Origin of the sequence: Pelotomaculum sp. FP (assembly GCF_004369245.1) — a bacterium.
GTDB classification, from domain to species: domain Bacteria; phylum Bacillota; class Desulfotomaculia; order Desulfotomaculales; family Pelotomaculaceae; genus Pelotomaculum_C; species Pelotomaculum_C schinkii.
This window is the reverse complement of sequence record NZ_QFGB01000038.1, coordinates 1-22,289: the sequence shown is the minus strand read 5'-3', so window position 1 is coordinate 22,289 and position 22,289 is coordinate 1. Positions and strand designations below refer to the sequence as shown.

The 22,289-nt window shown below is 50.1% G+C and carries 15 protein-coding genes and 1 CRISPR repeat array; of the genes, 2 read left to right on the top strand and 13 right to left on the bottom strand.

What is annotated here, in order from left to right:
• The first annotated feature begins 126 nt into the window (after positions 1 to 126).
• Positions 127 to 990: an RluA family pseudouridine synthase gene (locus Psfp_RS14190; RefSeq protein ID WP_192895434.1), complete on the top strand. Its 864-nt coding sequence runs from the start codon at positions 127 to 129 to the stop codon at positions 988 to 990.
• A 231-nt stretch (positions 991 to 1,221) separates the two neighbouring features.
• Here the strand turns inward: Psfp_RS14190 and recQ are convergent, their stop codons facing one another.
• The 6 genes from recQ to Psfp_RS14160 form a co-directional block, all read right to left on the bottom strand.
• Entirely contained in the window at positions 1,222 to 3,345 is a 2,124-nt protein-coding gene (gene recQ / locus Psfp_RS14185) for a DNA helicase RecQ (RefSeq protein WP_134219198.1), read from the bottom strand.
• 447 nt (positions 3,346 to 3,792) lie between these two features.
• Positions 3,793 to 4,719: a hypothetical protein gene (locus tag Psfp_RS14180; RefSeq protein ID WP_134219197.1), complete on the bottom strand. Its 927-nt coding sequence runs from the start codon at positions 4,717 to 4,719 to the stop codon at positions 3,793 to 3,795.
• A gap of 178 nt (positions 4,720 to 4,897) precedes the next feature.
• Positions 4,898 to 9,397, bottom strand: a complete 4,500-nt coding sequence (locus tag Psfp_RS14175) for a DEAD/DEAH box helicase (RefSeq protein ID WP_134219196.1) — start codon at positions 9,395 to 9,397, stop codon at positions 4,898 to 4,900.
• 12 nt (positions 9,398 to 9,409) lie between these two features.
• Positions 9,410 to 11,455: a HAMP domain-containing sensor histidine kinase gene (locus tag Psfp_RS14170; protein ID WP_134219195.1), complete on the bottom strand. Its 2,046-nt coding sequence runs from the start codon at positions 11,453 to 11,455 to the stop codon at positions 9,410 to 9,412.
• Entirely contained in the window at positions 11,430 to 12,131 is a 702-nt protein-coding gene (locus tag Psfp_RS14165; RefSeq protein WP_134219194.1) for a response regulator transcription factor, read from the bottom strand. Before Psfp_RS14165 ends, Psfp_RS14170 begins: the two co-directional genes overlap by 26 nt.
• A gap of 156 nt (positions 12,132 to 12,287) precedes the next feature.
• Positions 12,288 to 12,770, bottom strand: coding sequence for a hypothetical protein (locus Psfp_RS14160; RefSeq protein WP_134219193.1), 483 nt, complete (start codon positions 12,768 to 12,770; stop codon positions 12,288 to 12,290).
• Between the two features lie 47 nt (positions 12,771 to 12,817).
• Here Psfp_RS14160 and Psfp_RS14155 point away from each other — a divergent pair, with 47 nt between their 5' ends.
• Positions 12,818 to 14,725 (top strand): S-layer homology domain-containing protein, encoded by a 1,908-nt coding sequence (locus Psfp_RS14155; protein WP_134219192.1) that lies wholly within the window; start codon positions 12,818 to 12,820, stop codon positions 14,723 to 14,725.
• A 42-nt stretch (positions 14,726 to 14,767) separates the two neighbouring features.
• Here Psfp_RS14155 and Psfp_RS14150 read toward each other — a convergent pair whose 3' ends face one another.
• From Psfp_RS14150 to cas1, 7 genes are all read right to left on the bottom strand, one after another.
• Positions 14,768 to 15,526 carry a DUF1287 domain-containing protein gene (locus tag Psfp_RS14150; protein ID WP_134219191.1) on the bottom strand — a complete coding sequence of 253 codons (759 nt, stop codon included), beginning with the start codon at positions 15,524 to 15,526 and terminating at the stop codon, positions 14,768 to 14,770.
• Positions 15,519 to 16,610 (bottom strand): DUF4163 domain-containing protein, encoded by a 1,092-nt coding sequence (locus Psfp_RS14145; protein WP_134219190.1) that lies wholly within the window; start codon positions 16,608 to 16,610, stop codon positions 15,519 to 15,521. The genes Psfp_RS14150 and Psfp_RS14145 overlap by 8 nt, the downstream gene beginning before the upstream one ends.
• Positions 16,611 to 16,909: 299 nt before the next feature.
• The gene (locus Psfp_RS14140) at positions 16,910 to 17,971 is read right to left on the bottom strand and encodes a Fic family protein (protein ID WP_243120664.1); all 1,062 of its coding nucleotides are present in this window, start codon (positions 17,969 to 17,971) and stop codon (positions 16,910 to 16,912) included.
• A gap of 170 nt (positions 17,972 to 18,141) precedes the next feature.
• Positions 18,142 to 19,078: direct repeats of the CRISPR family, unit length 37 nt; unit sequence CTTTCAGTCCCCTTGTTTTCGGGATCAGCACTGCAAC.
• 175 nt (positions 19,079 to 19,253) lie between these two features.
• The gene (gene cas4a / locus Psfp_RS14135) at positions 19,254 to 20,174 is read right to left on the bottom strand and encodes a type I-A CRISPR-associated protein Cas4/Csa1 (RefSeq protein WP_134219189.1); all 921 of its coding nucleotides are present in this window, start codon (positions 20,172 to 20,174) and stop codon (positions 19,254 to 19,256) included.
• A gap of 10 nt (positions 20,175 to 20,184) precedes the next feature.
• On the bottom strand, positions 20,185 to 20,757 hold the full coding sequence (gene cas4 / locus Psfp_RS14130; RefSeq protein ID WP_134219188.1) for a CRISPR-associated protein Cas4: 573 nt from the start codon (positions 20,755 to 20,757) through the stop codon (positions 20,185 to 20,187).
• Complete coding sequence (cas2, locus tag Psfp_RS14125; protein ID WP_134219187.1) at positions 20,750 to 21,016, bottom strand: CRISPR-associated endonuclease Cas2; 267 nt, start codon at positions 21,014 to 21,016, stop codon at positions 20,750 to 20,752. Before cas2 ends, cas4 begins: the two co-directional genes overlap by 8 nt.
• Position 21,017: 1 nt before the next feature.
• Positions 21,018 to 22,025, bottom strand: a complete 1,008-nt coding sequence (gene cas1 / locus Psfp_RS14120) for a CRISPR-associated endonuclease Cas1 (RefSeq protein ID WP_134219186.1) — start codon at positions 22,023 to 22,025, stop codon at positions 21,018 to 21,020.
• Between the last annotated feature and the right edge of the window lie 264 nt (positions 22,026 to 22,289).

The following is a 22,289-nucleotide window of genomic DNA, read 5'->3' as shown; positions in this document are numbered from 1 at the left end:
CTAATTTTGAAACTGGTTTTTGATAAGAAAGAAATGTAAAATCTATCTATAGAATAGCCAGTTGGGCACGTTTCATTCGCCAATTTTTGAGAATAGAGGCAGATATCATTGAAGTTAAACTATCAGGTGAAAACGACAGAAGCAGGATTTACTGCCGAAAAAGTTCTGCGACAAAACCTGGGGTTTTCCCGGGGCATGGTTCGCAGGCTGAAGAGGACTGGCGGAGTGCTGGTGAACGGGCAGGCGTTTTATCTAAACCGGCGACTGCAAGAAGGAGACTTGCTCTGCGTAAATCTGCATTTTGATGAATTTACCGATGCGCCGCCCCAGCCCATACCCATCGACATAGTGTATGAAGACGAGCATATTCTGGTTGTAGACAAACCGCCTGACATGCTGGTCCATCCTTTAAAACACGAACCATTGGACACCCTGGCTAATGCCGTTTTATACCACTATATTGAGAATAACACGGAACCGGTGTTCCGTCCCGTATCACGCCTGGACCGGAATACTTCCGGGTTGGTGGTTGTGGCCAAACACGCGCATGCCGGGTTCCGGCTGACAAGTCAACTGGGTACGGGAGAATTGCGGCGGGAATACCTTGCTGTCGTACATGGCCTTGTAGCACAGAAGCAAGGGTCTATTGACCTGTCCATAGCCCGCTGCCGGGACAGCAAAATAAAGCAAATGGTTCATCCTGACGGCAGGCGGGCGCAAACATTTTATAACGTGGAAGAATACCTGGCAGGCAATACGCTTTTAAAACTGCGCCTGACAACCGGGCGAACCCATCAGATCAGGGTGCATATGAGCCATCTCGGGCACCCGCTGGTTGGCGACACCCTTTATGGCGGGCGTGAGGAAGAAATCAACAGGCAGGCCTTACACTGCTGCCGGATCAGGCTGCTCCACCCAATAACCGGTGGACCGCTGGTTCTGGAAGCTCCACTGCCGGAAGATATACGACGCATATTTAATAAGATATAAAACCAGGGAAAAGCCCTATGGTTTGAAAACCGCAGAGGTTTTCCCGGGAATTGTTGATTCCCTGTAAGTAAGGAGAGCGGCTACTAGTAAGCCGGTAATCACTATTCCATGAAATACTACGAAATAGTTGAATGTGATATTGCTAAGCATATAAAGGGTATATAGACTGCTGTCCCAGAACCGGTGAAAGAAAAAGCAATTTTCTCAGAGAAGTTCTTAACTCTCAACCCGTTAGCCGGCCTGACCCATTTTACAAAGCACGGCTTTAATGGCAAAGTAATCCACCTCAGCCGGCAGCGCTTCCTTGATGGGCTTTAATTTGTGGGCGCCGATTTCTTCAATCTTCCGCCGGATCAGGGCTTCATATGCGGGCGGGATAAAGGCGTCCCAGTCAATGTTGTGTCCCTCCGCGCTGCACCGGACGAGGTGATCCTGAATGGTCACCACATTCAAATTCCTCTGTCCGGCAATCTCTTTAAGCGTGAGACCTGCCTGGTACAGTTCCAGGGTAATCAGGTGACTCGGTTTTTCATCCTTGCGGGCTTTCTCCCCGGCCGGTTTCCCCGGTTGGAGCGCAATTCCGTTGGCAGCCGCGTATTTCCTTATTAGTTCCAAAAACGCTCCGCCATACTGTTCAAATTTTCTTTGGCCCACTCCTTTGATCGCAAGCATGGCGTGTTGCTCCTGCGGAAGATGGCTTGACATCTCCCGCAGGGTACTGTCGGCGAAAACAATGTAAGGCGGTATCCCTTCCCTTTGCGCAATCTCCCTGCGCAGTCCGCGCAGCTGCTCAAAAAGGGCATTCTCCACGACAGCCGGCGTCTCTTTTTGCCGCGCCTTGAGATATACTTTTTCCTGTCCTTTCAGCACGCTGTAGGCGCGGGGTGTCAAGGCCGCTACGGGATACTGGCCTTCCGTTGGCTGGATGTAGCCTTCGGCGATTAGAATGTTGGCTAGATCACTGATTTGCTTGATGGTGCGGTCTTTCATCAGCCCGTAAGTGGACAGGTTGGCAAACCCGTACTGCAGCACTTTTTTATTTTGCGAACCCTTTAAAACCTCCGCCACCAGGGTGATGCCGAACTGTTCCCGCATGCGCAGGATGCAGGAAAAGATCATCTGGGCGTCCACCGTTTTATCTTCCAGCTCGTTATTGTCGTTGCAGTTGCCGCAGTTCCCGCATTCTTCCGGGACGCTCTCCTCCCCGAAATACTGCAAAATATATTTTCGCAAGCAGTGGGGGGTATGGCAATAATCCACCATCGCCCGCAGCTTCTTATACTCGTTTGATTTTCTTTCCGGCGGGAGCAGCGACTGCTCGATCAGAAATTTTTGGATCTGGGTGTCCTGCGCCCCAAAAAGCAGGATGCATTCCCCCGGCTCGTCGTCCCGCCCGGCACGGCCGGCTTCCTGATAATAGGCTTCCATATTTTTAGGGAGGTTGTAATGGATTACATAGCGGACGTTGGATTTATCAATACCCATACCGAAGGCGTTCGTCGCCACCATAATCCTGATGTCGTCGTAAAGAAACCGGTCCTGGCTGCCGGCTCTCTCCTCGTCGCTGAGCCCGGCGTGGTATCTTCCAGCCGCATAGCCTTTCCTGCACAGAAATTCATGAACATTGTCCACTTCTTTCCTGGTTGCCGCATAGATGATCCCGGCCTGGTCCTTCCTTTTGGCCAGATAAGCAAGTAAAAAGTCCTTTTTATTTTCCCCCCGGAGCACCGAAAAAGAAAGGTTTTCCCGGTCGAACCCCGTTACGACACTTTTTGGATTCCTTAAACCGAGCATCCTGACGATATCCTGGCGCACCTCGGCCGTGGCCGTCGCTGTAAAGGCCGCCACCACCGGCCGGCGCGGCAATTCCTTGATAAACGGCTCAATGGCGCGGTAACTGGGCCGGAAGTCATGGCCCCACTGGGAAACACAGTGCGCTTCGTCCACTGCCAGCAAAGAAACCGGCAGGGTTCGGATACTGTTCAGAAACCGGGCTGATTCAAGCCTCTCCGGCGCGACGTAGAGCAGCTTGAATTGCCCCCGGGCAGCCTGGTTGATCCGCTCCTCCACCTGATCAAAGCTCAAGCTGCTGTTAATAAAGGCGCCTGGTATCCCCAGGCTGTCCAGGGCGTCCACCTGGTCCTTCATCAGGGAGATCAGGGGAGAAAAAACCAGGGTCAGTCCGGGGAACAACAGCGCCGGAAGCTGATAACAGACGGACTTGCCGCCGCCTGTGGGCATGATCCCCAAAGTGTCCCTGCCCTGCAATATGCTGTCGATAATCTGCTCCTGCCCTTTTTTAAAGGAAGAGTAACCGAAATGTTCTTTTAAAATAGCCCGGGCCCTTTGCAACATCTTTTTGTTCTCCTAAAAAGATAACTGCATTTATACCTATTTTATATTCAACTACAGAATCTCTCTTCCTTCCCAAATACATGAATTTCCCGGTGACAGTTTAAATAACTGCGTCATCACTAATTGGGAGTAACAAAAAGTTATTTAAACTTCCAAAAAGTGAAAACTGGGGATAGAAAAACCGCAGGGTTTCTGCGGCTTCATCCTGCGGTGTTATTCTTCACCGGGGATATGATATTATCCTGCCGGCTCATATTTTCAACCCCCATAGCCATTATTCTGTCAATATTAGAGCATATCAATTGTGTAATTCAAACACCTCGATGAAGTCTCTTTATGAAAACATTCCTGTTTTTGCTCATAGGTCTGGGAGACGAGCCGCAGCTTAAGCTTATGGAAACCGGTAACAGAAAAATTAATCAAAAAGCTGATTTGGAGGTTACCAGTCTAGAGAGTAAGACGGTCCTTCAAATAAGACTCCACGATACCGTCGTGGTCGCTTGACACCTTACCCGTCAGGCAGTCCACGAGTATTGGGAACCGGTAAGATTTTTTGCTGCTGCGCGACAGAGTGAACTCCCATACCGGCCGGTAAACAACAGGGTCAGCCGAAAACGCATTGCTGTATACCGCCTGCGCCAAAACGAGGAAGTCGTCCGAGCTATGTTCGCTGCATTTGTGCGGATCGATGAAGCTGCGTACATAGTTGAGCGAAAACAGCGCTTCGTCAAAGGTCAGTGGCTGGTATTGCGGCTCGGTGTCCAGCGGCGCAAAAGTGCTCCAACTCAGCCGGAGTTGCGGTATGCCCTCTGGGATGACACGAAGGTACAGCCCTTCCCTGTGCACGGGGATGGAATCAATCCGGTGCTCCCAGTTGAATTCATAAAAATGATTGATCTGTGTGCCGTCCTCGTCAACCGGCGCCACAAACGGCAGAGGATACTCTGTATATCGATCGTCCCCAAGGAACTCGCGCGCGTATGCGCCGGCCTCCTTAAATGCTTGTTCGGGAGATTTATCCATCACTCTTCGTTTGGGATAGTTCTCGTTGATTTCCCATCGATATGAAAAACCGTTGCCGTATGTGTCCAATTCCTCACGGAATCTTCCATACTTGCTCTGATAGAGAGGAAGACGGTAATACATCCCATACTCTCCATGGTCGTAAGACTCGTATTCTTTGCCTTCCCATATGCGCGCCAACAGCTCCTCTACATCCACCGGAGGCTCGGGCTGCACAATGTACTCCCATGCAGTGAATTCGGGCAATTGTGGTTTATCGCCCGGCCAGACGAGCGCAGGCAGGGCGGAATCCGGGTTGAGCTTGGCCTGCGGCATGGCTCTATTAGGAGCCATCACTCCGGTACAACCCATAAGTGCGATGCTCCCCGCAAATAAGACAGTAAGAACGGAACCAAACACCTTCGTCCTTTTGTATTTCAAAATCATTTTCACTCTCCGTTTTTTCCCTGCCCGTATTTTTCTGCAGAGATTTCATTTCGGGAGGGACTTATTCCGAGGTAAGTTTAACTTCTCGCAGACACACCCCGGCCTAATATTGCCGTCTCAATACCAGACTTTTATACTCACCGGTAAAGCCAATCCCTTGTAAAGCCTTTTTATAGGGGCTTTCCAGGGCCGGCAGGCCGTTGATGGATTCCACCGCCACACTTTTTAATGGATTAAACTCACGGGTTAAGAGAGTTTTACAAAAGGCGAAATACGCGGGTATTGCCGGATCATCGGGCCCGGCTTTGATCAAAAGCTCTTTGCCGTTGCGTTTGGCCGCCATTTTCAACCGGGCGCCGTGAAACACGACAAAATTGGTCGGCAGGCGGGCGGGAAGCTCTTCGTCCAAACCGGGAAGTTTTAGCCCGCAAGGCGATGCCGTGTCGGCAGCGTTCAGCCAATAAATACTCTCCTTGTTCAATCCTTTGCGCAAAAAACGGTTTACTTCCGGGGAAGCAAATTGCAAACCGGTGATTTGTTCAAAAAAATGCCCGGCATAAATCTCCCCGGAAAACTCCATGAGGCGCAGCGTGCGAAAAATCCGCCGCCACTGCATCTCGGGCAATTCCTGCTGGACCAGTTCGCGGAAAAGCACGCCGTAGCGGGAAAAAAGCTGGCGGATCCTATCTTTGACCAGTTCTTCCCGCTCGACGGGATCCCGCTCTTCTTTTTCCGGCAAGGCATACCAGTTGCCCTGTAAAGGACGTGAAGCAGACCAGCGGCTGTATCCTGCCTGGCGGCCGAAACCACGGTTGCCTTCCACCTGGAGGGGTGTGAATTTAGTCAGGATACCCCTGCGCAACACGGCAAAACTATCGTTGGTGATGCTGCCCCGCCAAACATGCCGCCACAACCTTCGGGCCAGATCATGACTGGGCAAACCCGTATGCCGGCTGAGCGCGAAGAAATCGTATTTGCCCCACGGGTCCGGAAAAAGAGACCGGGCCTGCGCTTCATCATCTTCTTCCTGACGCTCTTCGCCGGGAGGGAACAACTCCAAATCTTCGCGCAAACAAAACCCTACCCGCTTGTTGCCGCGACCAAACCAGATCAGATCACTGTTTTGCATGAGGCTGTCCGTCCAGGCGGTATAATAGGGCTCCATGCGGGCGGGCAGGATGGCTTCCTCCCAAAGATGGGCCTGGCCGACATAACCAAACAATTGTTCCAGGCGTCCTTGTAAATCCTCCATGGTCGTCCCTTTTTCCACAACCCCCTGGTAGGTTGCCATAAACAAGGGCAACGCGGTCACCGGCAAAGGCTTGAATTCCGGCCGGCGGGCGCGCCTGGCCATCGTAAACAGGCGCTCCAAATTTTCCCGGTCGCATATTTCTTTTTCGCCGGCTCCCTGAGTAAGCACATCCGCCACGATACATTCCTCTTCCAGCAGGGTGGCCAGCACGGCTGCGCAAACTTTGGCCGGCAGACCAAGGCGCCGGCCGACAAAATCCCGGGGCACGGGGCCGTAATAGGACAACCACTGGTTCACAAAGAGGGCGGTATCGCTTTTGAACTCCCCGGACTCCGCGGCCGTCTCCTGTTCAAATAGGGCGGCAGCCTTGCTCAAGCCTGCCGACAGCTGGCCGGCTGCCTGAGAGATCAAAGGGCGCAGGGTAAGATCGGAAAAACCGACACCCAGGCCGGAGGCGATCCTGGGCAGGATTTCCAGGGCACACAAGCCCGGCTGCTCCGCTCCCGGCAGGTGAAGCCAGGCCACCTTGCCCCCCAGGGTGCGCTTAACCTTTTCCATGGTTAAACTGTGATCGGTTGACTGGTGATCCCGTTCCATGGCGGCGAAGAGGGAGGCCGCTTCATCAGCGGGAATGAAAAGGCGTTCTTTGATCCAGAGCAATAGTTCCTCCCCATCGGCGGGCGCGTACCCCGGGGCGGTCCGCTTGAGTTTGCCGTCCAATTCCCGGACCAAGGCCTCCGGGATTTCGGGCCGTAAATGGGGTGAATACACCAGCTCTTTCAACAGCTCCCGGCTCAAACCCGACTGCTGATCGGAAGAAGGGGCGTCGTCTTCATACATGTATTTGTTGGTCTGGCGCCAGATCACATCAGACGCGAAGGGAGACGGCTGGTGGGTAACCGTTTCGCTTATCCTGATCCGGCCGTCGTTTATTTCGTCCAGCAGTTGTTTGACCGTTTCCAAATCGAATTCGTCCTTGAGGCAGGTGCGCCAGGTCTCAAGCATGATCGGGAAATCGGCATATGGGGTGACCGCCGCCATCAATTTTTTGGCCCTGAGGCGGTTGAGCCACAGGGGCATGCGCTTTTTGAAATTGGCCCTGGGTAAAAGCAAGGCGCGTCCCGCGTTTTCCCGGAATTTCGCTCCGAAAAAGCCCGAGCTTTCCAATTTGCTCCGCAAAAGATTCTCCAGGTTTTGTGGCGGGACCAGGGAGAAAAGATCCTGCGGCGCAAAACTGTGGGGCAGCATTAACATGATGCTGTTATTGCCGACATAAATCTCCAGGGGGTAGCCGAACTTTCGCTCCCAGGCGGCGGCCAAAGCCATGGCAAAAGGCCGGTTGACTTTACCGCCCCAAAGAGTATGCATAATAACCTGTTTGCTGTCCGCCGTGTTCAGGGGGTCGGCAAAGTGTTCAATTAAAATATGATGGCGGTGGGGCAAGGGTTGGCCCGTCGCTTCTTTTTGCAGTTTGAGAAATTCAATAAGCCGCTCCACCGCGTACGCGGACCAGGTGTTTTCGGCCGCCAGTCGACGCGCGAAGGATTCCGTTTCCAGGTTTTGCTCCGCCTCTTCCAAAAAGAGGCCTATTTTTTCGGAATAAAAGAAATCCCGGTTTTGCTCTTCCGCCCGCCAGAAGGGGATGATGTTGATTGTCTGATCACCGGGAACCACTTCCACATCATTGTGCGTAACGCGTATAATCCGCCAGACCTGGTTGCCCAGCATGAAGGTTTCGCCCACGCTCCGTTCCCAGACAAACTCCTCATCCAGCTCACCGATCTTGGCCTTGGTGTCCGTCAGGCGGAGATCATAGTAACCCCGGTCGGGGATGGCGCCGCCTCCCAGGTAAACCAAGCGGGCCACACCTTCACGGGCTTTGATTGTACGGTCAAGTTTATCCCAGATAATCCGCGGTTTAAGTTCGCGCAGGCGGGGGTCCGCGTAGCGGCCCGCCAGCATTTCCAGCATCAGGTCATAACTCTTCCGGGACAGGTTGCGATAGGGATAGCTGGTCTTGAGAAAGGCGTAAAGTTCATCCACGTCCCAGGTCTGGGCGGCGGTCATGGACAAAAGCACCTGCGCCAGCACATCCAGGGGCGCTTCAACAGGTGTGATGGACTCGATCTCGGCCCCGGGCAGGCTGCATGAAGCCACCGCGGCTTCCACAAAATCGCGTCCGCAAATGGGAAACAAAATCCCCCGGCTCACCTGGCCCACCCCGTGGCCGGCCCGGCCGATCCTCTGGACGGCGGCAGTCAGCGAGGGCGGGGTTTGCACCAAAACCACCGCGTCCAGTTCCCCAATATCGATTCCCAATTCGAGGGAATTGGTGGCCACGATCCCCTTCAGTTCACCGTTTTTAAGTTTGTGTTCCACCGCCAGGCGGAGTTCCCTGGCCAGTGAGCCATGGTGGGAATAGACCAGGGGCTCGCCTGCGGCATCATTGATATAGCGGGTCAGTTTTTCCACCGTGCGGCGGTTGTTGCAAAACACCAGGGTGGCGGTGTTTTCGCGAATCACCTTCGTCAAGGCGGCAGCCAGGGCCTGCCAGAAGGCGTCCTGCTCTGCCTCCTCCAACCCGCCATTGTTCTGTTCAATAGCCTCAACGGTTAAGTGATAGTGTTTTTTGACGGCCGACCTCAAAATAACCACCGGCCGCTTCTCATAATGGTAATCCTCACCGGCTTGCCGTGTTTTAAAGCCGCCTACAAAATCGGCCACCGGTTCCAGGGGCCGGACCGTGGCGGATAAGGCGATCCTTTGGAATTCTCCCGCCAGAGGGACAAGCCGGTCCACAGCCGTGATCAGGTGGGTGCCCCGCTTGCTGTCCAGGACGGCGTGGATTTCGTCCAGAATAACCGTTTCCACACCGTTTAAAATCAGGCGGTTGTTTTTGGAACTAAGCAGCAGGTTGAGACTCTCGGGTGTGGTGATCAGGATCTCGGGCGGCTTGCGCAGCATCTGCTGGCGCTCGTTTTGCGGAGTGTCGCCACTGCGGGTGAGTACCCGGACAGGGGGAAACAGCTCACCCGCCCCTGCAAAATACGCCCGCAACTCCTGGAGGGGCTTCAACAGGTTGCGCCGCACATCGTTGTTGAGGGCCTTCAGGGGCGAAACATACAGGACCCGTACCCGGCTACCCGGCCAATCCCCGGTAATTAGCTTTTGCAGCGCCCAGAGAAAGGCGGTCAGGGTTTTGCCGCTGCCCGTGGGAGCTGTGATCAGGACATGCTCGCCTTTGGCGACGCGGGGCCAGGCCTGGATCTGAATATCGGTGGGCATGCCCACCTTATCGGCAAACCACTTGCGGATAAGCGGATGAAACAGATCGAGAACCGGGTGTTCCATTGGAATCTCCTTTCAGGTTATATCTAATTGTTTAAAACATAGTTCGACTTTAAATAAGTCGCCATCAATTTTAATGTTGAAACGGCCGCCACAGATCTGGGTGAAGCTCTGGGCGATGGGTAGCCCAAGCCCGGAACCTTCGCTGGTTCTGGAAGCGTCTCCTCTCGCAAAGCGCTGCAGTATTTCGTCTGCGCTAAAGTTCATTTCATAGTTGGCGGTGTTTTTGATGGCGGCCCAGGCGCTTTCTCCATCCGCGGTCAGGTCGATATATACCCTTGTGCCGGACAGAGAATATTTCAGAGCATTTGTAATCAGGTTTTCCCAGACCCGATACAGCTTTTTGCCGTCACTTACTATATACACAGGCTCATCAGGGATGTTGAGCCGAAAAGTGAGGCCGGAGCCATTTATTGACTCCTCCATATCTGCCAGGGTTTGTTTAATCAACCGGGCGAAATCAAGTTGCTCCATATCCAGGCTAATATTCTCACTGTTCGCTTTGGAAAGGTCGAATAAATCCTGGATGATATTCTTCAGGCGTTCCGATTTCTGCGATAGAATTTTTACATAATCACTGGCCTGTTCGGGCAGGCCTTCTTCCCGGTTTAAAAGTTCCACGTAGCTGATGATAGAAGTCAGCGGAGTTTTTAAATCATGCGATACATTAGTTATGAGGTCTATTTTCATGCGTTCAGATTTTATCTTTTCGGCGACGGCAATACCTATACCCTCCTGGATAGAGTTAAGGTTCTGCGCGGCAGGGTAAACATTGGAATCCGTCGGAACCTCCAGCCTGGTTTTCATATCACCATTCTTGACAAGTTCAACGTGGTCCATCAGCTTGCCCAGATCGCTCAATGTCTCGTCATAGCGTTTCAGATACCGGTAAATAAGGTATATACCCGCGCCTGCTATTAATAAGGCCGCCAGTAACGCCAACTCGTCTGAACCGTTTATGCCCGTCAGTAAAAACATGACCGACATTAACGCCATAACCGCCTCGACGGCCACCAGCAAATACGCCCGGTTTAGCATCGACTTTTGCCAGGAATACCTGCTTTCATATTTACGGTACCAGGTTAAAAGGGCATTGATTGAGTTGTGGGTAAAAAAGTTTTTACCGTTGAAGATTAGATCGACAAGCATCAGGTAAAACCACCAAAGGCCAATCAGCGTAAAACCACTGACCAAAACAATACCGCACACCCACTCAAATGCAAAACTATACCCCCCGGAATAATTAGGGGAAAGTCCCACAGCCACAGCCAGGCTTAAAACCAGTAGGGAAAGCACTATCTTAACTTCCAACCAAATATTTCCTGACCAGGAGGCCAATTTTCGGTCAAATTCCCGCTTCTCCCGGCGTTTGATTATCGTATAAATTAATAATGAAATTCCCAATACCAGAAGAGCTATATAAGTCCAACCAAGGACCCTCATAAATTGCTGTTCCATATAATATTGAGAATGTCCGTACGGGTTTTTCACCAGGGTATCTTTGACGGCCATGAAGACTTCACTATTGACCAACTCAGCAGTTTTATCGGTGTATTCCCCTGGAATAATGTTCCGGTAGCCGCTATCCAACCGCTCGACATCGACCGGTTGCCCGTCTTCAATCACCCATACCTTTTTCCCGTCAAAATACCAATAATATTTATAGCCGGCCGGCAAGTCCGGCATCATTTCTGCGCCTGAAATTTGCGGCAAGTCACCTTCGATATTTTTTACCAATAGACCGCTATCTTTGTTAACCGCATAATATATCAGATTTTCCCCTTCATTATCTAAATACTTTATAGTCCCTTCCTTGCGATGAGGATCTGTAGAAGGATAAGCCACCAGATAGAAGAGTTCGCGAAAATAGTTACCGGTTCGCTCTTTGAAGGCGATACTTCTTTTATAGTCTGTAAATGGAGCTTTCAAAGCATCTACACTTCCATTAAATTGCGCTAAGGCAGACAAACCGGTTATAAAAAGGCCGCTAATAATACTTACGGCCAGAAAAAAACACAGCCAGGCTGTAAAAGGTTTAGATTTTCTCAATTTTGTATCCAATGCCCCATACCACCTTTAAGTATTTAGGCTCTTTCGGGTTTATCTCAATTTTTTCCCGGATCCGGCGAATATGTACCATGACCGTGTTTTCCACTCCATAAGCTGTTTCTCCCCAGACCCGCTCATAAATCTCCTCGGCGGGAAAGATCCGTCCCGGTGAACGCATTAATAACTCCATGATCTTGGTTTCCTTGGCGGTCAGCTTTACCAAATCGCCATCAAGCATTAACGTGTGGTTTTCCAGATCGAAACATAGCCCGCCCGATTGCAGGAGGTTCGGCCTGGCCTGCACGTTGACATCCCCCAGGCTTAGATAACGCCTTAGCTGAGACTTTACCCTGGCCATAAGCTCCAGTCTATTAAACGGCTTGGTGACATAATCATCAGCGCCCATCGAAAGACCCAGCACTTTATCCGTATCCTCAGACTTGGCTGACAAAATAATGATGGGGATGTTTTTTTCCGTGCGGATCTTGAGCATAGTCGACAGCCCATCCAGTTTTGGCATCATCACATCTAGAATAATCAAATGCACGCTCTGAGTGCTAATCATATCGAGCGCCTGCAGTCCGTCATAGGCCTTCAGTACCGCGTAACCCTCATTTAGCAGGTTAATAGCGATCGCATTCACTATCTCCCGGTCATCATCTACCACCAGGACCCGTTGTTTTTCCACGTATATCACCACCTTTCACCCCGAAACCCGTAAACCCGTGAACCTTAGTCATACTATAAATGGCCTGGCTAACAAAAAAACGGATAGATTTCTTAAAAGTTTCTTAATTTCTCCCGTAAAGCTATTGTTTATAGTGGAAATACCTTTTACATCTCGTTATACCGTGAGAAATAACATCGATTTTATTTTTCCGCTGAGATGGTAGGCGCCGGACCGCAGATAGGGTACCATGGACCTGTTTCTGAGTTCCTCATAGGTATCGGTTAACGCCACCTGTTCCACCGGCTCCCGGGTGTCCATGTAGTACCGGCTCAACTCTTGCTTCAGTGCCTGCTCATCCAGGTTTCTCAAACGGTAATAATGCTCGATGTAGGTGGATATTGCACCCCTAGCGGCAGCAATGATTTTCCCCTTCTCTTCTTCGTAGAGAGGGCGGTCTTGCTGCTGAGCGACAGATAACTCCGGCAGGCTTAATCTTTCCGTCCGGTAGCCGCAGATATCCACGAACCTGCCGTCCGGCCACACGTGAAAGTGCAGGCCGGAAACCTTGAGGTAATCGTAGAAGAGCGCCAGTATAAAATCGTGGGAGAAGAGCCGCAGCTTATGGAGACGTCTCTGCGATAATGTGAACCACTTCATGCTTTCTATCGTCCAACATGTAAACTCATGTAAAAGAGGCGAACAGAATGAAAAGAGCTTTGTTTATGTTTTTGTTGGCAGCAACTCTTCTAATTGCCCCGGAGGCAGGTCTGGCCCGGACGCCCTTTGACGACATTGCGTCGCACCAGGCTTTGGCTGATATTGAAGCCGTTTACGAAAAAGGCATTATGATTGGCACGGCAGATAACAAATTCAGCCCGGACGAAATTGTTGACCGGGCACAACTAGCTGTTTGTTTGGTTAAAACCTTTGATTTGAATTTTGACGATTTAGATTTCATAAAAGCGCCTGTCCCTTCTGACTTATATGACGATGTGGATAATGATTCATGGTACAGTCAGGCTTCAATGATCATTGGCTATGAACAAATCTTTAATATCGCCGATAGAAAATTCAAACCCCATGAAGCTGTTACCAGAGCTGATGTAGCCAGTGCGATAACCGGCTCTTTTGCAGCAAAAAAGCTATCGGTTATTACCACCATGATGTGGCCGAATTATCTCGATACAACTGATTTGACCCAAAAACAACAATCCGACATGAGTTTTGTCTTTAACACCGGTATCATGAGGTACACCGGCAACGAATTCGGACCTGAACGGGAAATAACCCGTGCGGAGCTGGCGGCCATTCTAAACCGCACTTTACAGACGCTGGCTGTCGCCTCGCCTATCCAGGAGGCGGAACCGGGAAGTTCATCTGCTGCCAATAATTCAATACCCAACCCACCGGATGTGAACACAGCCGCCTTCAAGGATCAAGGCGACCTGGCCTTCATCCGGCAGGGTTTGCTCTACACGCTTGATAGCGAAACGGGAGAGGTCAAGCAACTGACCGTGTCCGGCAAAGCGCTGCAACCCGCCTGGTCGTATGACGGCCAGTGGCTGGCGTTTATCCGCGTAACCGACCCGGATTCCGATAGCGGCCAGCTCTGGCTGATACGCCGGGACGGTTCATCGCTCCACCAGGTTCAGGGACTGCCCGGGTTGGCCGGCCGCGATAGTTTTTATTGGTCGCCCGCCTCTGACATGCTGGCGGTAGCCATGCGGGACGGCGTCTGGCTGGTACCTGCGGAAGGTGAACCAAGCCGGCTGGTCCAGTCTGAGGAAACGTATAATTTTGCCTGGTCGCCTGACGGCAAAATTCTGGCATACAATATTACGCTGCCGTCGGAGGAGCCTCAAAACCGCAGCGATGCGCTCTATACAATTGAGGTGGACGGCGGCCAGCCTATTGAACGGCTGGTGGCCCCTCAAGCCGGGATACGGGTTACCTCCTGGTGGCCCGACGGTCAAGGGGTGCTGTACTGGCTGGATCCACTCCACTCAGCTTCCCTGGCGGCTGACGGGATGGGCCTGTTGAGCCTTCGTTTAGATGAGACCGAACCTAAGCTTCTCACCAGCGGGCTTGCCCACCGCGGTTGGCAGTCCCTGTCGCCGCAGGGGAACCTGGTAATGGTATCGGGAGGAGGGCGTACAGTCTGGGCCGGAAAGAGCCTGTCGACTATAGACCTGGCAACGGGGAGCGTCCGGGAACTGAGCAATCCCGAAGGCAGCGTCTCAATCGCTCCCTCTTTTTCTCCGGACGGCCGCCGGATCGCTTTCGTTGCCGCCAAGGACCTGGGCTACGACGTGTGGGGCTTTAGCAAACCGGAGGAACTGGCTGACTGGGTGGCAACGCGCACACTCTGGCTCCGGAATGCGGACGGCTCCGGCGCTCATCTTCTGACGGCCGCCGGAACGGGCGTGTACCAGCCAACCTGGTCCAAAGATGGAGACCGCATCCTGTACGTACGGGACAACTCCCTCTGGATCATCGGAACAGACGGCGGGGAGCCGGAAAAGGTATTGGACCTGTTTTCCGAAGGAGAGGATCTCTTCGGTTTTTACGGTTATGTCTCCTGCCGTGATTTTATGGCATGGCGCCAGCCTTAAAGGCTCAGAAAAAAGATAACCAGCGTTTACACGTTTTTATTCTCAGTTTGCTTTAGGATAACGAAAGTGATATTTCAAAGGGGAAGGCCAGGAGAGAAGTCCGTTATCCTCCCTGGTCGAGGGTCCGGCATTATGGATCAGGAAAGGCACTCCGTCCGCCCGCCTCTTGTCCGAAACCACACCTACATGGTCGTTAGACGGGCCGAACACCACGATGTCGCCGCCCTGCCACTGCTTTAAATTTTCCGCATCCCACGGTTTAATCTCAGTGGTCAACTGTTCGGCGTATTTTTTGAAAAAGGCCTCCTGGTTCGGCACCCTGCGGAAATCGATATTGGGTTCGGGCGTGCCTGCCACACGGGGGTAATCGTCCGGATGAGCTTGTATATCCCGGTCCATCATGCGCTTTAAGTCGTAGCCCGCGTTTTGCAGCGCCCGCCAGATCACATCGGTGCAAACGCCCTCGTTTTCAGGCGGGTACCCTCCCGCATAATAGGCGTCCTTATATAAGGGCCTCGCCTCCAGGTCCTTGCGCGCCCCCTGGACAATATCGTCCAGGTCGTAGATGCCGTCACCGTCCTTGTCGCTGTCCAGAACAACCTTCTCGACAACACAGCGCTGTTCAACCAGCCCCTGTGGATCCAAGCGGGGCAGGTTGAAATAATGGTACCGCCGCTGGAATAAACCCAACAACAATGCTGCGGCAGCAATTAACAGCAGGCTTTTAACTACCCATAACCATGTCTTTCCTTCCTTGGCTATCCTCGTTTCGTAGGTTGTTAGAAGCTTTATTTTATTCATTGTGCAAAAAACCGAATTCGGGCCTCAGCAGATCTTTCAATGCTGAAAATTCGACCGGGAACTCCTGTATACCGGCGGCATAAGGAAAATATTCATACTGCTGGAAATAGACCACGACCGCATTATTGGACAGGTAAAAGTCCTGGTCTTCTCTGACGGCCTCAAAGGGCGCAATTGCATAATCAGGCAGGACGCCTTCCTTTACCCGCGCATCGATCTCATTCTTCACGGCCTTGCTGATGAAAGAAACATAGTCCGCATCACTTTTTACCAGATCCTTAAGCTTGTATTCTTCACCCGTTTTCAGGTTGAAGGTATGGGAGCTTTGCACCGTCAGTCCATGTGCCCCTCCGGTATACTGGTAATCGAGAAAAACAACGCTCAACAGTTCGTTTTGATTGTATTTCAGCCTGTAGTCAAAATAGGTTTCACACTTGTTTGGGCTGCCGCCATACCCGGACGCTATGGCCTTTTCCATTTCATCGGCATTTTTCAGTCCTTCATTTTTGGCATCCACGGCTAATTTGCTGAAGACTGCGTTTATCCTGTCCTGCACGGTTTTGTCAGCCAAACCGTCAATTTGAGGGCACTGCAAAGCTATTTTGATTGTATCGGTATCAGAAGCTTCTTTTACTGTTTTTATGGAAATTGCATTCTCTTTTACATTTTCAAGTTGAACGATGCCGTTTTGCCTGTCCCACCGTACTGTAAGCCCAAAGTTTTCAGAGAAGAAATCCGGCCCCATGTACGTACTGTCTCCGATGATGGTGTAATCCCCGCTCATATAATAAGCATGGTCATTTGCGGTTATTTTATAGTTATTCAAATCAATTATTATATCTTTCTCGGGTCTGGAAACGGAAATCGTTTTATCCTTCCCCGACCACTGTATTTCATATCCGAGCGCTTCACCGACCGCCCGCAGCGGCAGGTAAACATTTCCTCCGTCAACAGAGGCGGCAGCCTCAATTGCCGTACCGTTCAGCATGATTGCAGGCTGACTTTCGGCTGCAGCAAAACCATATGCATGCATAGACAGCATCAACGAAATAACGAACCCTGCCAAAAAAACCTTTTTCCCCATGAGATCATTGCTCCTTCGAAGTATAAAGTCTGTATCCTGTGTTTGCTCACCAATACCGTCACCGGCAGCTTTACCATCGCCATATCAATCCATCAGGATCTCCGGCAGTATAAAAATATCCTTGAATATATGACGGTTAGCGTAACAGACAGGTTCAAATACCAATCCGATAAACGGATGCCGGTATCATTAATTTTAAAATATGGGCTCCTATTCTAACTTCCCGCTATAAATTCTTAACCTTGGCCATTTCAGGAACACTTTTCCTGACTTCTTGGTTTGTACGTAGTACCTTAGGGCTATATCCTTTTCCATCTTGCATTTCTTCCAGGCACGATGCAGTCTACTTTACCTTCATCTTTTAAAACCGCAAGGACCCTGTAAATAGTTGGTCGGCTGACGTTTGGACAAGCCTGCTCTATGTCTTGGATAAAAAAGTCGCCACTAAGGCGCAGGATTGTTTCTTTGATCATGGCTGTTTTTGAACCTCTCTGATTTTCAGCAAGATTAAGCCTTTCCTCAAACTCTTTATAGGCAGCTATAAGGACACCAAGAGAATATTCAATCCATGGAATAGGATTGTGTTGGTTCTCATGCCACCCCTGTGAAGATTTTTCAAGTGCATCACAATAGGTTACCTTGCTTTCTTCAATAATTCGTTCAAGAGAGATGAATCTCCCAACTTCAAAACCAGCCTGGTATAAAAGCAATAAGGTTAATAGACGGGATATACGGCCATTACCATCTCGAAAAGGATGGATACAAAGGAAATCAAGAATAAATGCGAAACTTAAGATAAGATCGTCAAAGCTTTCTTTTTCACGATATGTATTAAAACCGTGACAAAGTTCATCCATGGCACTGGGTACTAAAAATGCTTTGACCGGCACAAACCTTACCCTTTTTGTTCCATCAGGAAGTGTTTCTTCGATTACGTTGTCTGCAGGTTTCCATGAGCCTCCCTCTTGGGGAAGATACTTGTATATATCTCTGTGAAGCTGTAAAATAACTTGTGGTTTGACAGGAATATGAATAGACGAAGCATGAATGGTTGCGAATACATCTCTATATCCGGATATTTCGGCTTCACTTCTATTCCTGGGGGTTGTTTTCTGGATCATAATCTCTTTCAATTTCTGATTTGAAACTTTTATTCCTTCGATCCTGTTAGAGGATTCGGTACTTTGTATTTCAGCAATTTCCTGTAGAGTCTTTAAAATTTCTGGCGATTGTCTGTAAAATAAATCCTGTTTACCCTTGTACTCATTTATTCTCGCTATCGCTCTGACAATATTTATAGGAATATTGTCCAGTCTTTTTAATGACTTCAGGCTAATCAGCCCCCATAGAAATATGATCAATTAATATAATCATATTACTGTAAATATTATCATAAGTAAAGGTCATGATAATATTTTTCCATTTAATGGGAGGTAAATAAACGGTTCAAATATAGAATAGGAAAACCCTAACCCAAATCTGGCTGTTGTCCACCTGCTCGCGCTATTGTGCCAAGTAGTGTTCACTCAATCTTTCAGTCCCCTTGTTTTCGGGATCAGCACTGCAACCCGCGGCACGTGCCGCCAGATAATTTTGTTTTTCTGCCCTTTCAGTCCCCTTGTTTTCGGGATCAGCACTGCAACTCGCCGCATCGGCCTCCATGGAAGCAATAGCAAGGCTACTTTCAGTCCCCTTGTTTTCGGGATCAGCACTGCAACACGATGATGTGGATAATGGTTCTTCTCCGGTGGTTAGAAGCTTTCAGTCCCCTTGTTTTCGGGATCAGCACTGCAACATCACAGGAGATAAGAAGATGCCTAAGATGCTCAACTTTCAGTCCCCTTGTTTTCGGGATCAGCACTGCAACGGTGCTGTAAATGCGGGTAGGAGATAAGCCTGACCTGTCCCTTTCAGTCCCCTTGTTTTCGGGATCAGCACTGCAACCTAGAACCGGTTAGTTTATGTATGCTGCGTTTCTTGCCTTTCAGTCCCCTTGTTTTCGGGATCAGCACTGCAACGTACCTGTACCAGGACTTGTTCAAGAAGCAAAGGAAGGTAAACTTTCAGTCCCCTTGTTATCGGGTTAAGCAGTGCAACGAGGTGTCGAGGCTTCGGCAGATTGTGAGCCAGGCCGCTTTCAGTCCCCTTGTTATCGGGTTAAGCAGTGCAACGATTGGACGATAGCACGGTAAAGAAGGCCTGCCAGCAGCTTTCAGTCCCCTTGTTATCGGGTTAAGCAGTGCAACTGGGATATTTTGGAGGCGATACCGTGAAAGGTGATATGCTTTCAGTCCCCTTGTTATCGGGTTAAGCAGTGCAACGCTGAGGCGATTGCGGAGTATAATAAGCTGCTCGATGCTTTCAGTCCCCTTGTTATCGGGTTAAGCAGTGCAACGGCGACGGCGATCCGGAAACAGCGGAAATATGGAACCTTTCAGTCCCCTTGTTATCGGGTTAAGCAGTGCAACCCGACCGCAAACGATCGATAAAACCCTTGGTATTACTGGCTTTAGCAGCAACCAAGTGAGTGCTGAAACCTCTATTTTTTCGCAAATCTTTTTTCTGCGTCAAAAACCCCTCTATCTGCGAAACTGAGATTTTATTCATCATTTCCCGCTCCTAGCTAACAATCCTCTTTTTATTTTAACCACGACACTGCAGAATATATGGGCAATTATCGTTACATTTACCCAGGCCAGGATCAAGTTCCTCATAAATCATCCGCATTTTTTGATCGCGTTCCTCGATAAACCACTGGCGGAGCTCATCGTCAATAATATGGATATCCTTTTTCACGATTAGGCGATCTCCCTTGAATTCGGCATAAACAATACAGCCCAGGTTTATCGGAAATTCATGAATTGCTTCCATCACCAGCGCATAGCCGGTGGTGGACAGCCGGTGAAATTTTTTTGGTTCACCGAATTTAAGATCGAGTACCATCGGCTCGGAAAACGTGAAGGCGTCAGCGCTAAGGCTGGCGCTCAGACCAAAAAAAGTCCCGTCCAGCTTCTGCTCGACAACCACAGGTATGGCCAAGGCAACCAGGGAATCTTCCTCGATATGTGGCTGTTTTACCAGTATCTCTTGAATCCGTGCAGCCACCCTGGCGTTTTCAAAGGTTGCGATAGTGAAGGCTTTTCTCTGCAACTCAGAGAATTCTTCTTCTGTGAGCTGACTGCGGTAATCAGTAAGAAAGTTCAAATCCAGCGGAGTGTTCAGCTTTCTAAGTATCTCCTGAAAGCTGCCGACTCCTTTTTCATAAATTAACCTTTTGGCCCTGACCAGGACGCGCACTAGTATGTCGTGAAATACCTTGCCCCTGATCATAGCCAGATTGGGTTTCGCTTTAATCCTGTCAATTTTTCTCAAATAAAGATCCCGGCCGGTTGTACAATAGGAATTGGCAACCTCGAACAGAGCCAGTTTAAGGTCATAGACCGGAGCAAGGGGTGGCTGGTGCCAGTTCCAACCCCGTAGTTCTTCCGCTATTTCCATTTGCCTGGAGCGGGGCAAATACCCTTTATTCAGCTGTTTTCTTTCTTCCTCGGTTAAGAAATACATAAATCCGGCTTCACCTCACATCGCCGCAAAAATTGCGGAATTCACAGTCCACACATTTCATTTTATGGCTGGTCTTTTTTGGCATCCACTCCTTCGATACCAAAAGTCGTATCTTTTCCAACATTTCCTTGACAAATACCCGAGAATTAGGAGTAATTTCGAGCGGTACCATCATACCGCTGGTATTGCAGATAAAGCCATAGCGAACCGGCTTGTTGTAAGCGTCCTCCAGCAGCATGGCATAAGCCACCAGCTGGTACTTGTGATTCAGGGAAGGGCTGTGCGCACTGTGTTTAAATTCAACAGGAAAAATTTCTCTTCCCGCCACAATATGCATATCCAGCCTGCCTTCCAGACCAAGACGGGGAGAATAAAGACTGGTGTGGAATTTCCGCTCTCCTTCTTTAAAATCGTAGCGTTTGAATGTCCGTCGCTTCTCCAGCCGGTCCAACTCCAGGTGGGCTTCACTGCCGTAAACCATTTTTCTGGTAAGCTTTTTTTCGACCGGGCACACATAGGTGAAGTAAATCACTCTCGGGCAGTATATATACTGTTTTAGGTCGGTTACCCTCAGTTTAAGCATAAGGGATAGCATCCGGTCCGGCAATGATGGTTTCCAAAAGCCTCAAATCCTTATCGCAAACCGGGCAGATCAGGATGTTGCCGTTCTTTTTGCCCAGGGTTTTCTTAAGCCTTTGCTTCAGCTCGTCCCTGCGGTTATGGTTCAGTTCCCCGAAAAAAGCCGAATACTGGATATGAGTCAGGCCGTAGTCCTTGCAGGCATCAAATATTTTGTTGCGCACTTTGTCCTCTTCAACATCATAGATGACTATGGTCTTCACCTTACCACCCACCGACAAAAGGCCGGTATTTGGCCTCCCCGCGCAAAAAGGTGGCCACACGACGGGCCTGGCTCTGCATAATCGTACGCAGCTTATATTTTTTGCCCTGATACTTTTCCTGGCTTTCCAATCTCTCCTTGATTCTATCTGAAAAATCACGTTTCGCAGTGTTGGAGAGCATCCCTTCCTCCATCTCCACAGCAATGCCCTTGTTTACCATGGCGATAACCACCCGGTCAACCACCTGCTGCCGGAATTCTTCCACAAAGTCGTAAACCAGGCTCAGTTTGCCGGGGCGGTCCACGTGCAAAAAACCACCAAAGGGATCGAGGCCAGCCAGGATCAAGGACCCTTCCGCCTGCCTGCACAGCATTCCGTAGCCGTAGTTGAGCAGGGAGTTCACCGGATCGACGGCCCCACGGTGCTCTCGGCCGGCAAAATTCGCCTTGTCTCCGGTCAACAGCCCGACCCCTTCCCAGTAAAGGTTTCCGGCCCGGCCTTCAACGGACATGATTTGCGCACGAACGTCATCGATACACTTGCCGTGAATAGTGTGCAACAAGCCGGCGGCTTGTTCTATCTGTTCAATCAAACCTGAGACAGATTCAAACAGCCCCCGGTCCACACCCTTACGGTACTTGGCAAAATATTTCAAGACATTGACCTGGTTTTTTAATTTACCTTCAATAAATAGCTTGGTTAGGAAAACACTCCTCTCATCGCAAAAAGCCATCAGTTGTTGGCGGCGGGTGAGCACCGTACCGGTAAGGTATGGTGAAACCAGCCTGGCAAATGGCTTTCCAGAGGGTGTGAGAAAACTGATCTGTACGCCATGTTCGACACATTCCCTGATGACGTCCGTGGACAGACTGGCGCCCGGGGTATCGATGATCACCTGCTCCAGGTCGTGGAAAGGGATTTCGTTTACTACCTTGCCGTTTTCTTTTAGGATCAGCCGTTCGCTTTTTTTACCGAGAAAAGAGCCGTAGTTGGTGACGAGGAGTTCCATCTCAAGCCACCATGGGTCCTTTTAAACTGGATAATATACAAAAATCCGCTATGACACTGCATACTGTTTCGTTTGATATGGACAAACCGCTAATTGAAATCAGCGCGGAATTATACAAAAAAACTCCCCCTTTGGGTCAATGTCATTAAGATAAGGCCAAGGCCATACCCGCAGCACAAAAGAGCAGAGTATCAAAAGGTACCCTGCTTTTTTTCGTTAAAAAATTGGAGAAATTTCAGAAAAACACTTGACAAAACGTAAAAA